General features: G+C 40.7%; 13 protein-coding genes. 4 read left to right on the top strand and 9 right to left on the bottom strand.

What is annotated here, in order from left to right:
- The first annotated feature begins 1 nt into the window (after position 1).
- Genes folK through LOC50_RS02170 form a run of 4 tightly spaced genes read left to right on the top strand, consistent with a single transcriptional unit; the run spans position 2 to position 2430 of the window.
- Positions 2–487: a 2-amino-4-hydroxy-6-hydroxymethyldihydropteridine diphosphokinase gene (gene folK / locus LOC50_RS02185; protein WP_076920726.1), complete on the top strand. Its 486-nt coding sequence runs from the start codon at positions 2–4 to the stop codon at positions 485–487.
- 30 nt (positions 488–517) lie between these two features.
- Positions 518–1312 carry a 3-methyl-2-oxobutanoate hydroxymethyltransferase gene (gene panB, locus LOC50_RS02180; RefSeq protein WP_036981459.1) on the top strand — a complete coding sequence of 265 codons (795 nt, stop codon included), beginning with the start codon at positions 518–520 and terminating at the stop codon, positions 1310–1312.
- The gene (panC, locus tag LOC50_RS02175; protein WP_138626321.1) at positions 1312–2160 is read left to right on the top strand and encodes a pantoate--beta-alanine ligase; all 849 of its coding nucleotides are present in this window, start codon (positions 1312–1314) and stop codon (positions 2158–2160) included. Before panB ends, panC begins: the two co-directional genes overlap by 1 nt.
- 30 nt (positions 2161–2190) lie before the next feature.
- Positions 2191–2430, top strand: coding sequence for a hypothetical protein (locus LOC50_RS02170; protein ID WP_036981457.1), 240 nt, complete (start codon positions 2191–2193; stop codon positions 2428–2430).
- 67 nt (positions 2431–2497) lie between these two features.
- On the opposite strand, the gene LOC50_RS02165 is transcribed toward LOC50_RS02170, so the two are convergent.
- The 9 genes from LOC50_RS02165 to LOC50_RS02125 all read right to left on the bottom strand — a co-directional run bounded on the left by LOC50_RS02165 (position 2498) and on the right by LOC50_RS02125 (position 13601).
- Positions 2498–3466 (bottom strand): PstS family phosphate ABC transporter substrate-binding protein, encoded by a 969-nt coding sequence (locus LOC50_RS02165; RefSeq protein ID WP_013465745.1) that lies wholly within the window; start codon positions 3464–3466, stop codon positions 2498–2500.
- Between the two features lie 79 nt (positions 3467–3545).
- The gene (gene phoR, locus LOC50_RS02160) at positions 3546–4892 is read right to left on the bottom strand and encodes a phosphate regulon sensor histidine kinase PhoR (protein WP_250653536.1); all 1347 of its coding nucleotides are present in this window, start codon (positions 4890–4892) and stop codon (positions 3546–3548) included.
- 93 nt (positions 4893–4985) lie between these two features.
- Positions 4986–5675: a phosphate regulon transcriptional regulator PhoB gene (gene phoB, locus LOC50_RS02155; RefSeq protein ID WP_013465747.1), complete on the bottom strand. Its 690-nt coding sequence runs from the start codon at positions 5673–5675 to the stop codon at positions 4986–4988.
- Between the two features lie 616 nt (positions 5676–6291).
- Entirely contained in the window at positions 6292–7356 is a 1065-nt protein-coding gene (gene fba, locus LOC50_RS02150) for a class II fructose-bisphosphate aldolase (protein WP_008111197.1), read from the bottom strand.
- A gap of 211 nt (positions 7357–7567) precedes the next feature.
- On the bottom strand, positions 7568–8743 hold the full coding sequence (locus LOC50_RS02145; protein WP_250653535.1) for a phosphoglycerate kinase: 1176 nt from the start codon (positions 8741–8743) through the stop codon (positions 7568–7570).
- Positions 8744–9059: 316 nt separating this feature from the next.
- The gene (epd, locus tag LOC50_RS02140) at positions 9060–10073 is read right to left on the bottom strand and encodes an erythrose-4-phosphate dehydrogenase (protein WP_036981451.1); all 1014 of its coding nucleotides are present in this window, start codon (positions 10071–10073) and stop codon (positions 9060–9062) included.
- 183 nt (positions 10074–10256) lie between these two features.
- The gene (locus LOC50_RS02135; protein WP_250653534.1) at positions 10257–11003 is read right to left on the bottom strand and encodes an SIMPL domain-containing protein; all 747 of its coding nucleotides are present in this window, start codon (positions 11001–11003) and stop codon (positions 10257–10259) included.
- Positions 11004–11133: 130 nt separating this feature from the next.
- Positions 11134–11757, bottom strand: a complete 624-nt coding sequence (locus tag LOC50_RS02130; RefSeq protein ID WP_069440146.1) for a 3'-5' exonuclease — start codon at positions 11755–11757, stop codon at positions 11134–11136.
- A 5-nt stretch (positions 11758–11762) separates the two neighbouring features.
- Positions 11763–13601: a DUF294 nucleotidyltransferase-like domain-containing protein gene (locus tag LOC50_RS02125; RefSeq protein ID WP_036981446.1), complete on the bottom strand. Its 1839-nt coding sequence runs from the start codon at positions 13599–13601 to the stop codon at positions 11763–11765.
- Positions 13602–13708: the final 107 nt, after the last annotated feature.

Below are 13708 nucleotides of genomic sequence, written 5' to 3'. Positions count from 1 at the left end.
AATGCAACGTGTCTATTTGGGTTTAGGTGCAAACCTTAACAGCCCTAAAAAACAACTTGATAACGCTGTTATTGCACTTAAAAGCTTGCCAAACAGCGAACTTATAGCCTGCTCGCATTATTATGCGAGCAAGCCTATGGGACCACAAGATCAACCTGATTATGTGAATGCAGTCGCCTGTATCAACACTTCACTTGAGCCAGAGCAACTACTCGATTTAACCCAAGCCATAGAGCTGGAACATGGTCGAGTCAGAAAAGCTGAGCGCTGGGGCGCACGCACACTGGATATTGATATTTTATTATTTGGTGAGCAGGTTATAAATACTAAACGTTTAACGGTGCCTCATTACGGGTTAAACGAGAGAGAATTTGTTGTTTACCCGCTGCAAGAAATTGCACCCGAACTTATTTTACCAAGCGGCGTATCTATCAAACAGATAGCAAATAACCTACCGCTTAACGACTTACAACAATTACCGCTGTAATTAACTAAGGCCACTGTCTGCGAGAATATTATGTCTAAAATAACCGTTTCAACTTTGAATAAAATGAAGGCTGAAAGTAATAAAATCACTGCGTTAACAGCTTATGATGCCAGTTTTGCTAAGTTATTTCATGAGAATGGCGTTGAAGTTGTTTTAGTCGGTGATTCTTTGGGAATGGTATTACAAGGTGGCGATGACACACTCGCTGTAACAAACCAAGAAATTGCGTACCATACTCGCTGTGTTCGTGCTGGAAGCCGTGACCTATTTGTTATTGCCGACTTACCGTTTATGACCTATGCAAATCCAAATGATGCCTGTAAAAATGCCGCAGAGTTGATGCGCGCAGGTGCTAACATGATCAAGCTTGAAGGCGGTGAATGGCTACATGACAGCATTAAATCACTCACTCAACAAGGTATTCCGGTGTGTGGGCATTTAGGGCTTACGCCACAATCTGTGCACGTATTTGGTGGTTTTAAAATTCAAGGCCGTGAAGAAGTACAAGCACAAAAAATTATTGCCGATGCAAAAGCATTAGAGGCCGCGGGTGCTCAACTACTCGTGCTTGAGTGTATTCCAAGTGCCTTAGCAAAACGTATTACTGACTCATTAAGCATTCCGACTATAGGGATTGGTGCGGGCAATGTAACCGATGGTCAAATTTTGGTTATGCACGATTTAGTCGGCATTTCTGCAGGCTACATTCCTAAATTTTCAAAAAACTTTTTACTCGAAACAGGCAACATGCCTGCCGCTGTTAAAAAGTATTGTAACGATGTTAAAAGCGGCGTTTTTCCAAGCGCTGAACACGAGTTTAAATAATGCAGTCAATCACTGAAATTAAATCATTACGCAGTCAAATAAGAGCTTGGCGCCAAGCGGGTTTAAGTGTTGCACTAGTACCTACTATGGGTAACCTGCACCGCGGCCACTTTTCGTTGGTAGAAAAAGCAAAAACACTGGCCGACAAAGTCGTTGTTAGTATTTTTGTTAACCCGATGCAATTTGGTGCTAACGAAGATTTAGACAATTATCCGCGTACCTTAGATGCCGATAAACAAGGTTTAGCCGATCTTGAAACGGATATTTTGTTTATCCCCAGTGTAGAGGCTATTTACCCAAATGGCTTAGGGGTGCAAAGTTTTGTTGATGTACCAGGTATTTCGATGGGCTATTGCGGCGGCTCACGTCCTGGTCATTTTAAAGGTGTAGCAACAGTTGTCACTAAACTATTTAACTTAGTCCAACCTGATTACGCCTGCTTTGGTGAAAAAGACTTTCAACAGCTGCAAGTTGTTAAAACAATGGCCCGTGATTTGTCGATACCAGTAGAAATTATTGGTGTGCCAACGATACGTGAAGTTAGCGGCCTTGCCATGAGCTCACGCAATGGGTATTTATCAAGTGATGAAAAGCAAACCGCTACGATTTTATTCAATACTTTAAATCACTGTGCGCAGCAACTAAAAAGCGGAAATAAAGCGTTTGCTACTCTTGAAGCTGATGCTAAAGCGACTTTAGAAAGCGCAGGGCTAAAACCAGATTATTTTTCGATTGCTCAACGAGATACATTAAAAGCTGCTACACTCGAAGATACACGATTTGTTATTTTAGCTGCCGCCTTTTTAGGAAGTGTTAGATTAATCGACAATATACAGGTTGAAGTTTAATACTGGTGTAGCCTCACTTTAAGGATAAGTATGAAAACTTTTATTAAAACTAGCCTCGTGGCTTTTTCGTTTGCAGTTCTTGCTGGCTGCCAGAGCCAGGCGGGTAATCCAGCACTTAATCAATGTGCTCAGCAAAGTTATCAATGCGAAACCAGCTGTGAACAACAAACAACCACCGACAGCCTTAAGTCACAGGTTTGCTCATCTAAGTGCATCGAAGCGTATAATCAATGCAAAGTACAAGCTGAAAACTTAAGTAAAGCTGACTAATATCAATCGGCATAAATTGTAAACCAAAAAAAACCGCTCATTTGAGCGGTTTTTAATTATTAGCGGTTTATTTTAAGCCTAACTTTTTCAACTCAACTTCAACTAGCTTTGCAGAAAGTGGCACATAACCATCTTTTTCTACAATTTTTTGACCTTCTTGCGAAAGTACCATCTTTAAAAACTCAGCTTCAACTGGGCCAAGTGGCTTATTTGGGTGTTTATTTACATAAACATATAAGAAACGTGAAAGTGGGTATTTACCTTGAGCTACGTTTTCAAGCGTGGCATCTACAAAGTTAGTACCTTTTTTAGATAACGGAACAGTGCGCACACCCGATGTTTTATAACCAATGCCAGAATAACCAATGGCATTTAGTGATGCTGAAATTGACTGTACAACAGAAGCTGAACCCGGTTGCTCGTTCACGTTATTACGAAAATCGCCTTTACATAAGGCTTTCTTTTTAAAGTAACCGTAAGTCCCTGATACTGAGTTACGTCCATATAATTGCACGTCTTTTGCAGCCCAATCACCTTCTAGACCAACATCACTCCAGCGGTTTACTTGCTCTGGTGCGCCACATTTACGTGTTGATGAGAAAATAGCATCGATTTGGTCAATACGTAGCCCTTCAATTGGGTTATCTTTATGAACAAATACCGCTAATGCATCAATTGCTACACGTACTTGTGTTGGCTTATAACCATAGCGCTTTTCAAATGCTTCAATTTCTTTCGACTTCATAGCACGGCTCATTGGACCTAAATTTGCCGTACCTTCTGTTAGTGCTGGTGGCGCAGTAGACGAACCTGCCGCTTGAATTTGAATATTTACATTTGGGTAAATACGCTTATATTCTTCAGCCCAAAAGGTCATCATGTTGGCTAACGTATCAGACCCTACCGATGAAAAGTTACCTGATACACCGCTAATTTTTTGATACTCAGGCATACCGTCTTCTAATGCTACTGCTTGCGCAGATACAAATGTTGTAACAGCCACACCCATTGCGGCAACTAAGTTTTTAAATTTCATTTTGGGGTTCTCCAGTTTGTTCGTCCCATTTCCTAACTGCGGTTCACTCTAAAGTGAGTACATGACAATGGTGTGACTCTTAAATGACACTTTTATGACTAGCAGTATTACTCGTCACTAATGGCGGAATAGAGATCAACCTATCGCTTGAAAACGCAAAAGAAAAACAGGAGCCTTTACCCAGTTCACTGCTAATTTTTAATTGGCTACCATGGCGAGTAAGTACATGTTTAGTGATTGCTAAGCCTAATCCTGAGCCACCTGTGGTGCGGCTTCTGGCTTTATCGACCCGATAAAAACGCTCAGTTAAGCGATTTATATGCTCTGGTGCAATACCATCACCATTATCGATAACACTAAAACATGCCTGTGCATTGTTGCGCTGCCAACACACCTCAATTTTACCACCTGGCTTAGTATAATGAATGGCATTAAATACTAAGTTTGAAAAAGCACTTCTGAGCTCATCCTCAGCACCGGTAATATCAAGTGACGCATCAATATTAAAAATAAGTTGATGGCCTTTATCTTGATTTATAGACTGTGCTTCAATTTCAATCAGTTTTAGCAATTGCGGTACATTTACTGCCTTATCATTACTGTGGCGTTTTGCGCCTTCAATACGTGATAACGAAAGTAACTGATTCACTAAACTATCCATGCGTTTACATTGTTCTAGCATGGTAGTTTGTGCCTTATTCCACATTGCAGGCGGAGGGAGCGAATCACTGTCGAGCATTTCAAGGTAGCCGGTAACAACCGTTAAAGGGGTTCTGAGCTCATGAGAGACATTAGCAACAAAGTCTTTACGCATCTGCTCAAGCTGCTTTAAACGGGTGACATCACGTACTACCACCAATAGCTGAGTGTTAGCATAAGGCATCACCCTAAACTCAAGTACTTGTTCTACACTGTGGCCACTTTCAAGCTCCAGTGCATCACTAAACTCTTTACGGCGCATATATTTAGCAAATTTAGGATCGCGAATGAGGTTATCTAAACGCTGACCATGATCAACCGGCCATTGTAACCCTAACACTTTGAGTGCAAGTTGATTACACCACACAATTGATAAATCGTTTTGCAATACAACAACGGCATCAGGCACCGCCTCAGCACCGTCACGAAAACGGCGTATCAGCTCTGCCAGTTCGTTACGCTTTTTACGATTACGATGTTGCAGCTGATAGATGCCTTCAAATACTTGCTCCCACGACCCTTCACCTTCTGGTGGGTTAAAACTGCGCTGGTTATGCAGCCAATCACTTAACCGATAAAGTTGATGGTAATGCCACATAAGTAGCGAAAAAGCGCCCAAAAACAACATCAAAAATGGGGCATCAATAAGCACCCCAATTAAAAGTAAAGGTATAAAATAGACAAACAGCCGCTTTGTTAGCGCCTGCTTGTTAATAACTCGATACATACACGCTCTTTACCTTATAAACGCTAGCAGACAAGTTGACTGAACTAGGTTAATAGATTGCTACTTAACTAAGTAAGCTTAATTGTAAGCACACTATAGTTTACTCGAAAAGCGATAACCAGCTCCGCGTACCGTTTGTACTAAGCGGTCATGTCCAAGCGTAGCAATCGCTTTACGCAAGCGACGAATATGAACATCTACGGTTCTGTCTTCAACATACACATTCGTGCCCCATACATGATCAAGCAGTTGCTCACGGCTGTAAACACGCTCTGGATGGGTCATAAAAAAGTGTAACAGTCTAAATTCGGTTGGCCCCATATCAAGCTCACTGCCCCCTGAGGTAACACGATGCGAAATAGGGTCTAAGCGCAGGCCATGCACTTCAATTGCTTCTTCTAAAGAGGTAGGTGCTACTCGGCGAATAACTGCTTTAATACGCGCCATTAACTCTTTAGGTGAAAACGGCTTAGTAACGTAATCATCAGCGCCCACTTCTAAACCGCGTATTTTGTCTTCTTCTTCGCCGCGAGCAGTTAGCATAATGATAGGGATTTGGCGTGTGTGTTCATTTTGTTTGAATTTTTTAGCGATTTGAATTCCACTACCACCAGGTAGCATCCAATCGAGTAACACCATATCTGGATAAGGTTCAACCATTGCGGCTATTGCAGAATCATAATCTTCTGCCTCAATGGCTTGAAAGCCATTTTGTTCTAAAACAAAAACCAACATTTCCCTGATAGGTGCTTCGTCATCAACGACTAATACTTTACGTGACATTCCAATTTATCTCTTAGGCTATTGAGTAGGTTTCATTATTATGACTAAGTATGACATTTTTATTAAAGTGTAACGTCTAAATTAAAATGAAACTAAAAAAACACAAAATAGTAACAAAAAATTGAATATGTCATATTTTTATCATCTTGAGCAGTAAATAAAAAAGTGGTTTGCAGTAAAGTGAGTCGTTATTAAAGGCCTATTTATGATATTAACTTGGGATCATCAAATTACTAACTAGCAGCTATTTTTAGGCTTAATAATAAAAGTCGGCACCTATTTAGATCAGGTTTATTATGATCTTAAATACAAGGATCAGAGTTTTATTAAGCAGATCCCTTTTCGGATCACTATTTTACCCACCAACAAAGCTAAACCAATGATTTGCTGTGTAATTTTCATCCATTTATTATGATATTCGACACTTAAAAGTACAAAATGCGTCACTTTAAGCCCTTCACTTAGTAAAGTAATGATCCCAGATATGACAAGTTAGTAATCGAGTGATCCCAGATTTATCAGTAAGTAAAATACTGATCCCCTCAGATCAAAAAAGCCAGAGCGTAAGCAACTGGCTTTTTATAATGAGTGCGAGAGTATCGCCGTTATTGGCTCATTATTTTATTTTTGGATTTAACTCACCGCTTAAGTATTTAAGGTGCATTTCATCCAATGAAATTGGCTTAATTTTACTTGCTTGACCCGCAGTACCAAACGCTTCGTAACGGGCAATACAAATGTCAGTCATTGCTTGTGTTGCAGCGGCTAAGAACTTACGTGGGTCGAAGTTCGATGGGTTCATTGCCAAATGACGACGAATCGCACCGGTAGACGCTAAACGTAAGTCAGTATCAATGTTTACCTTACGCACACCGTATTTAATACCTTCAACAATTTGCTCAACTGGCACACCGTATGTTTCAGGAATTTCGCCACCGTATTGGTTAATCACTTCTAACCACTCTTGTGGTACAGAAGACGAGCCATGCATTACTAAGTGCGTGTTTGGAATACGCGCATGAATTTCTTTAATACGATCAATCGCTAAAATATCGTCGGTTGGTGGACGCGTAAATTTGTAGGCACCGTGTGATGTACCACAGGCAATAGCCAGCGCATCAACATGGGTTTTATTTACAAAATCTGCCGCTTCTTCTGGATTCGTTAACATTTGCTCTGTGGTAAGTTTACCCTCAGCGCCAACGCCGTCTTCTTCACCCGCTTCACCGGTTTCAAGTGAACCTAATACACCTAGCTCACCCTCAACTGAAACACCACATGCGTGTGCCATTTCAACTGTTTTACGTGTTACATCAACGTTGTAATCGTAGCTTGACGGAGTTTTGCCATCGCTCATTAACGAGCCATCCATCATTACTGATGAAAAACCTAACTGAATTGAACGTTGACATACACCCGGTGATGTACCGTGATCCTGATGCATAACCACGGGGATATGTGGCCATTCTTCAACTGCCGCTAAAATCATATGACGAATAAAAGGTGCACCGGCATACGCACGTGCGCCCGCAGAACCTTGCACAATAACAGGGCTGTTTGTTTTATCAGCCGCTTCCATAATTGCGCGCATTTGCTCTTGGTTATTTACATTAAACGCGGGTACACCGTAACCATGCTCAGCGGCATGATCCAGAAGTTGTCGCATACTGATTAAAGCCATTGGGTATTCTCCAATTTATCGATAGTCATTAAACTATCTAGTTTGAACGGATTTGTTAGTTTGGTGCAATAACTACACCTCGAACCTTAAAGCTTAATGCCTAAAATTCGAATTAAATAACTAATAAATAAAAGTGAGAGGTATTTATCAGTTAAGTGTAGCAGATGCGGACACTCCACATCTGCCTAACGGCTAGCTAATACTTTACGTATTACTTAGCACGTGATTCTAGCATCACTACTGCAGGCAGTTTTTTACCTTCTAAAAACTCTAAGAAAGCACCACCACCGGTAGAAATATACGAAACTTTGTCACTAATGCCGTACTTGTCAATTGCTGCTAAAGTGTCACCACCGCCTGCAATTGAAAACGCTTTTGAATCAGCAATCGCTTGGGCAATGGCACGTGTACCATTACCGAACTGATCAAATTCAAAAACACCCACTGGGCCATTCCATACAACGGTGCCCGCATTAGCAATAATTTTTGCAAGTTTGTTTGCTGTATCAGGACCAATATCAAAAATCATATCGTCGCTGGTAACTTCGCTTACATCTTTAAGTGTTGCTACAGCTGATTCTGAGAATTCATTACCCACAACAACATCTGTCGGTACCGGAATTTCACCCTTGTTAGCTTTTGCTGCTGCACATAAGCGATTAGCTTCGTCCACTAAGTCAGCCTCAAAAAGGGACTTACCTACAGGGTAACCTGCAGCTGCAATAAAGGTATTAGCAATACCGCCACCCGTAACAAGCTGGTCAACAATTTTAGACAATGAATCAAGTACGGTTAACTTAGTTGACACTTTAGAGCCACCCACAATCGCCACTAATGGGCGTGCTGGGTTATCAAGCGCTTTGCCTAGCGCTTCAAGTTCAGCCGATAATAATGGACCGGCACACGCTACATCAGCAAATAAACCTACACCATGCGTTGATGCTTGTGCCCGATGCGCAGTACCAAAGGCATCCATTACGTACACGTCACATAATGCAGCGAGTTGCTTTGATAAGGTTTCGTCGTCTTTTTTCTCGCCTTTATTAAAACGCACGTTTTCAAAAACAACGACTTCGTTATCTGCAACATCAACGCCGTTTAAATAATCTTTTTCTAGGCGAACTGTTTGCTCAAGTGCATCATTTAAGTAATCGACAACCGGAGCCAATGAAAACTCTTCTTCGTATTGCCCTTCCGTAGGACGGCCAAGGTGTGACATAACCATCACTTTCGCGCCTTTCTCTAACGCTAGTTTGATAGTAGGTAACGCAGCACGAATACGTGCATCTGACGTCACTTTTCCTGCTTTAACGGGTACATTTAAATCTTCACGAATTAATACGCGTTTGCCGTTTAAATCTAAATCTGCCATTTTAATGACCGACATGAACATCTCCTTAGTTAACGATACTAAACCTAGGGTCTGTTGACCTTTCAAGGTTGAATTTGCAGCTGCCTGTTTGGTATTTAGGCAAGGCAGAGCCTATGTGGTGTGGTTATTCCCCATAAATAGGCGATAACGCAGCATCAATGCCAAACAGGCGCTGCCCAAAGGGTTCTACCTAGGGGCAATTAACTCTTTGTTGCTCGGTTTTTACTTAGCCCACTAGGTTACAAACCTCGCGCCGCGATTAAATTGCCCTTAGTTTGAACAAATATTAATCCGCAAAGGTCAACAGACCCTTACAAATACGTTTAAAATATTACTTAAATGCCATCATAGCACGCGCGGTATCGAGCATGCGATTCGCAAATCCCCACTCGTTATCACACCAAACTAATAACTTTATCAGTCGTTTATGGCTAACACGTGTCTGTGTGCCATCTATGATACAAGAATGTGGGTCATGATTAAAATCAACCGATACCAATGGCTCTTCGGTGTAACTTAAAATACCTTCAAGGCGGTCTTTAGCTTGTGCTTTAAGGGCATTATTAACCGCACTTAAATCTACATCTGCATTAACCGTGACACTTAAATCCATCGCCGTCACATTAATGGTCGGTACACGGACCGCAATGGCCTCAAAGCGACCTTTAAATTTGGGTAAAATACGATCTATACCACGAGCTAATTTTGTATCTACAGGAATAATAGACTGGCTGGCGGCACGCGTACGGCGTAAATCATGATGATACGCATCAATTACTTGCTGATCGTTCATTGACGCATGAATAGTCGTAATAGCACCTGATTCAATGCCAAAGGCATCATCGAGTACTTTAATAACAGGAACGACGCAGTTAGTTGTACACGAGCCATTAGAGACAATAGTATGCTCGCTTTTAAGCTCATCGTCATTAATACCGTAAACAATAGTGGCATCAACATCATTATCCGCAGGATGTGAAAACAACACTTTTTTAGCGCCTGCGGCAATATGTAACTGTGCGTGCTCACGTGAGTGGTAAACCCCCGTACATTCAAGCACCACGTCAACATCTAACGTTTGCCACGGTAATTCAACTGGATTTTGTTCACAAAATAACGCAATAGTGTCATCAGCTACGCTAATGGTGTCTTCACCTAGTTTAACTGGAAAAGCAAAACGACCATGAGAGGTGTCGTATTTTAATAAATGGGCAATAGCTTCAGGGTCGGCTAATTCGTTAATTGCAACAATTTTGATCTCGTCGCTTAAGCCTGATTCGTATAGTGCACGGACAATATTTCGACCAATACGACCAAAACCATTAATTGCAAGTTTGATTGCCATGAAATATAAAATCCACTCTAGTTACGTACAGAGAAAGGCAGCGTCGCCTTTTAGATGGCGGTATTGTAATCGACCTTGCTTGTGATTATAAGAGCCAAGCATTAGAAACTTTAAATTAACGTCATAATCAACACACACTGCACTTTTACTTTTAGTCCTGCTAGTGGGTATTTGCACTGTTTGCTATTTTAGTTTTAAATCAAACACCACCTTTATTGATGCTTTAACGCTTATTGTTGCGCCTAAATATTGCTGCTGCATAAATGGATTCTCGTTATTACTAGCAACCACGCTATTTCTATGGCTAGATAAAATAATGTGCTTAACACCGCCCGCGTCATAATCGTAATCTGAGCTGCCGGAATTTGCACTGATACTGTAAACGTTGCCAAGTTCAGCGCCAAAAGCTTGAGCGAGCTTATTTCCCTTCGCTTTTGCGTTATCGATTGCTAATTGTGTTGCTTCTGCCTCTAACTGATTAACTTTAGAGGATAAACCATTAATTTTTTCGATATTGTCTATTTTTAAGCTTTGAGCAAAATTAATAAATTCATCGACTTTTTTAATATCTTTTAATGTGACTTTAACTGTTTTCAGGGCTAAATACTTATCGCCTGAAACAGTCCCAGATTCTGTACCAATCATAGTGTATACCTTGCTTTTTAAACCCGATATATAAACATCGTTTTGGTCAAAACCGTATTTGTCTGATTGTTCAAGTAGCAAGCTAATCCGGTCATCAAGCTCACGTTTAGCCTCAAGGAATGTAGCTTCAGTGCTTTTTACTTCAAATATAATTTGAGCCATATCAGGCTCAACAAATACCTCAGCTGACCCCTGCACTGCAATGTGACGATTAGCTGGCACGCTTGAATGAGCAAAAGTAATAAGAGGGAATAAGGTAATAAAAATAGCGATGATAAGTTTCATATTCGTTCCTTGAATTCATAATAAATCACACGTTCCCATAGTTATACAAATAAAAACAAAAGTAAACTGCCTCAGTAATCTAGTATTTATGTATTCTTTATAGGTTGGGTTTCGCTTCGCTCTGCCCAACTTACGTTAACTCGCCTACTTTGAGCTCCTTACCGGCGCTTATCTGATGGCATTGGGCTAATAACAACTCAGCAGTGGCTTGTGCATCGGTAAGGGCGTGATGACAATGATAGCTTGGTAAGTCGTAGCGTTTACGGCATTCATTAAGAGTTAAATCGTCTAATTTTATATCTGAGCTATGTTTTAGCAGACGCTTTTTTTCTATTTGTAAGGTATCGATAATCAACTTGGGGCGCTGGGTGATCCCTGCATTTTTTAGTGCTAACTTTAAAAAACCCCAATCGAGCATGGCATTATGAAATACTAAAATACAGTCACTAAAGTGAGCGCTTAAAGACGTTAAAATGCTTTGTAGACTTTGCCCTTGTGCCACCGAGTCAGTACTAATGCCATGAAAAACGGGGCTCTGCTCTAAACTTTTCACCTCTTTATTAACCAAATGCTGCGACTGACTGTTTTTGATACATTCGTTATCAATCAGTACCCAAGCAACCGAGACAATTTCATGTTGTTTAGGAGCAAGCCCTGTTAATTCCAAATCAATTACTAAATAACGTTGCTTTAAAGCACTTTGCACGAGCAAATGACGGCGCTTTAAATAACGAGTAATAAGCTGCTTAACCATTGTTGTTACAAACTCCCACGCGAAAATTTAAACGCCGCGCCTTGCTGCGCTTGTTTTACTAGGTAAAAAGCTTCTTTAAGCTGATGACGCTCTAACGAATTGAGCTTATCTGGGTTTATACAATTGCTGGGTAACCCCTCTTCGTTTATTTGTGTGCGCAGCCGAAGCTGAGTTAAAAATCGCCAACAATCTTTTAAATTATAAATATCTTCTTTGCTTAACAATGAATACTTTAATAAGGCGTCTAATCGCTCTTGGGTGTTAGCACGACGGATGCCTACTTTTAATGCATACAACCTTGCCAGATCGTTAATGATCACCACCCCGCGCTTTTTAAGATCGATATACTTGTGGTGTTGCTCTGTTTTTTCGGTTTTAAAGTTATTGAATAAACCAATCGGCGCGCTGTTGGTATTCACATCGCTGGCCATTGCCGCATAAAAAAGATCGTTGCGAGAAATATGAGTTAACTCTTCACAAAACTGGCTATAAAGCGTGGTTGATCCTTCAATAAAACGCAGATCAAAAAATATTTTACAGTTGAGCATTGCCTGAGGTGTGGGGCTGGTGATCCACTTTAAAAACTTCGCCCGCCAATCACTGACACTCATTCGACACGCATCACTGCTGGCCATAATGTTACCAGGGCAACGACGAATACCGCATTCAACTAAGTTTTCACATACAAATTCACCCATTTGTTTAAAGTACGCGTGCTGCTCATCGTTTAGACCATCGGGTAATAACAAGCCATTATCTTGATCAGAATGCAGTGTTTGCTCTTCGCGCGCTTGAGAGCCAAAACAAATAAAGCTAAAGCTCGTAGGTGCAACACCATATTGTTGTTGAAATAAAAATATTAGCCGCGAGGTTAGCGCATCAGTTAAACCGCTGAGTAGTTTTCCAATCAGTGAAATATCATCAATATTATTAGAAAACCCCTTTAATAACTCAGGAATTTCTTTAGCGTAACGCTTTAAATCAGCGACATTATGCGCTTTATAAATACGGCCAATGAGCTGGACAGGGTCGCTTTTTTGTTGGCGTAGTAAGTCTGTACTAGTGATCATACCTAGCGGTTTATGATTTTCATCAAGCACAGGTAAATGATGAATATTATGCTTAAGCATTAAGTGTAGCGCTGAAAACACACGATTATTTTCAAATATAAACTTAGGCTTATTGGTCATAATACTATTGATAGCTTGCGCGGGGTCCACCTCATCAGCAAGCACTCGATTACGTAAATCACGGTCAGTAACCACCCCAACAAGGTGCGAGTTTTCGGTGATCATTATTGAAGAAACCCCATGCTCTTGCATTTTTTTAGCACTATGACGGATGCTGGCATCGGGGGGCAGCGTTATCGCTTTGCGAGTCATGATCTCTGATATTTTACGCTCAGACCAGCTGTCGTTGTTGCTCTTATAATGCGATGACAGTAATCGATTTGCATGTGCACGGACAAAATATTGCTCAAAGGCTTTATATTCTCGGCGTAAATAATCAAAATGCGTTTGGTCGAGCATATACACTATGCCCTCTTTTTGTACTTCTAAGCTATTTTGTATTGCATCTCCCGTTAATAAAGAGGGGTAACCAAAGTAATCACCTTGAGTTAAACGCGTTACCGTATCGCCTTTGGCATCGACTAAATCGTATAACCCAGAGCGGATTAAAAATAACTTAGGCTGTTCACTGTTAAGCCATTGCGTTTGGTTTTCTCGGGTCAAATAAATACTATCCAGATGGTTTACAAAATAACTGCAGGCGCTGTCTTGTAACATTGAAAATGGTGCTTGCTTGTTAATAAACTGCGCGACTTCCTGTTGCTCATTACTCATAAATCATCCTCAATAAAAAAGCGACTTAACCTGAAATATGGTTATTTAATATAGCGATTATTTAATGTAGTCATTATTTAAACAAATAAAAAGCCCGACTTAAGTCG

Origin of the sequence: Pseudoalteromonas sp. SCSIO 43095 (assembly GCF_023650455.1) — a bacterium.
GTDB classification, from domain to species: Bacteria; Pseudomonadota; Gammaproteobacteria; order Enterobacterales; family Alteromonadaceae; genus Pseudoalteromonas; species Pseudoalteromonas tetraodonis.
The sequence above is the reverse complement of the archived record's forward strand: the minus strand, read 5'-3'. Positions and strand labels throughout refer to the sequence as shown.

Bases quoted from the DNA above. Each gene is read 5' to 3' on its own strand.
- LOC50_RS02165 (WP_013465745.1), bottom strand. From the start codon at position 3,466: ATGAAATTTAAAAACTTAGTTGCCGCAATGGGTGTGGCTGTTACAACA.
- panC (WP_138626321.1), top strand. From the start codon at position 1,312: ATGCAGTCAATCACTGAAATTAAATCATTACGCAGTCAAATAAGAGCT.
- LOC50_RS02170 (WP_036981457.1), top strand. From the start codon at position 2,191: ATGAAAACTTTTATTAAAACTAGCCTCGTGGCTTTTTCGTTTGCAGTT.
- LOC50_RS02135 (WP_250653534.1), bottom strand. From the start codon at position 11,003: ATGAAACTTATCATCGCTATTTTTATTACCTTATTCCCTCTTATTACT.
- LOC50_RS02145 (WP_250653535.1), bottom strand. From the start codon at position 8,743: ATGTCGGTCATTAAAATGGCAGATTTAGATTTAAACGGCAAACGCGTA.
- folK (WP_076920726.1), top strand. From the start codon at position 2: ATGCAACGTGTCTATTTGGGTTTAGGTGCAAACCTTAACAGCCCTAAA.
- fba (WP_008111197.1), bottom strand. From the start codon at position 7,356: ATGGCTTTAATCAGTATGCGACAACTTCTGGATCATGCCGCTGAGCAT.
- LOC50_RS02125 (WP_036981446.1), bottom strand. From the start codon at position 13,601: ATGAGTAATGAGCAACAGGAAGTCGCGCAGTTTATTAACAAGCAAGCA.
- phoB (WP_013465747.1), bottom strand. From the start codon at position 5,675: ATGTCACGTAAAGTATTAGTCGTTGATGACGAAGCACCTATCAGGGAA.
- epd (WP_036981451.1), bottom strand. From the start codon at position 10,073: ATGGCAATCAAACTTGCAATTAATGGTTTTGGTCGTATTGGTCGAAAT.
- LOC50_RS02130 (WP_069440146.1), bottom strand. From the start codon at position 11,757: ATGGTTAAGCAGCTTATTACTCGTTATTTAAAGCGCCGTCATTTGCTC.
- panB (WP_036981459.1), top strand. From the start codon at position 518: ATGTCTAAAATAACCGTTTCAACTTTGAATAAAATGAAGGCTGAAAGT.
- phoR (WP_250653536.1), bottom strand. From the start codon at position 4,892: ATGTATCGAGTTATTAACAAGCAGGCGCTAACAAAGCGGCTGTTTGTC.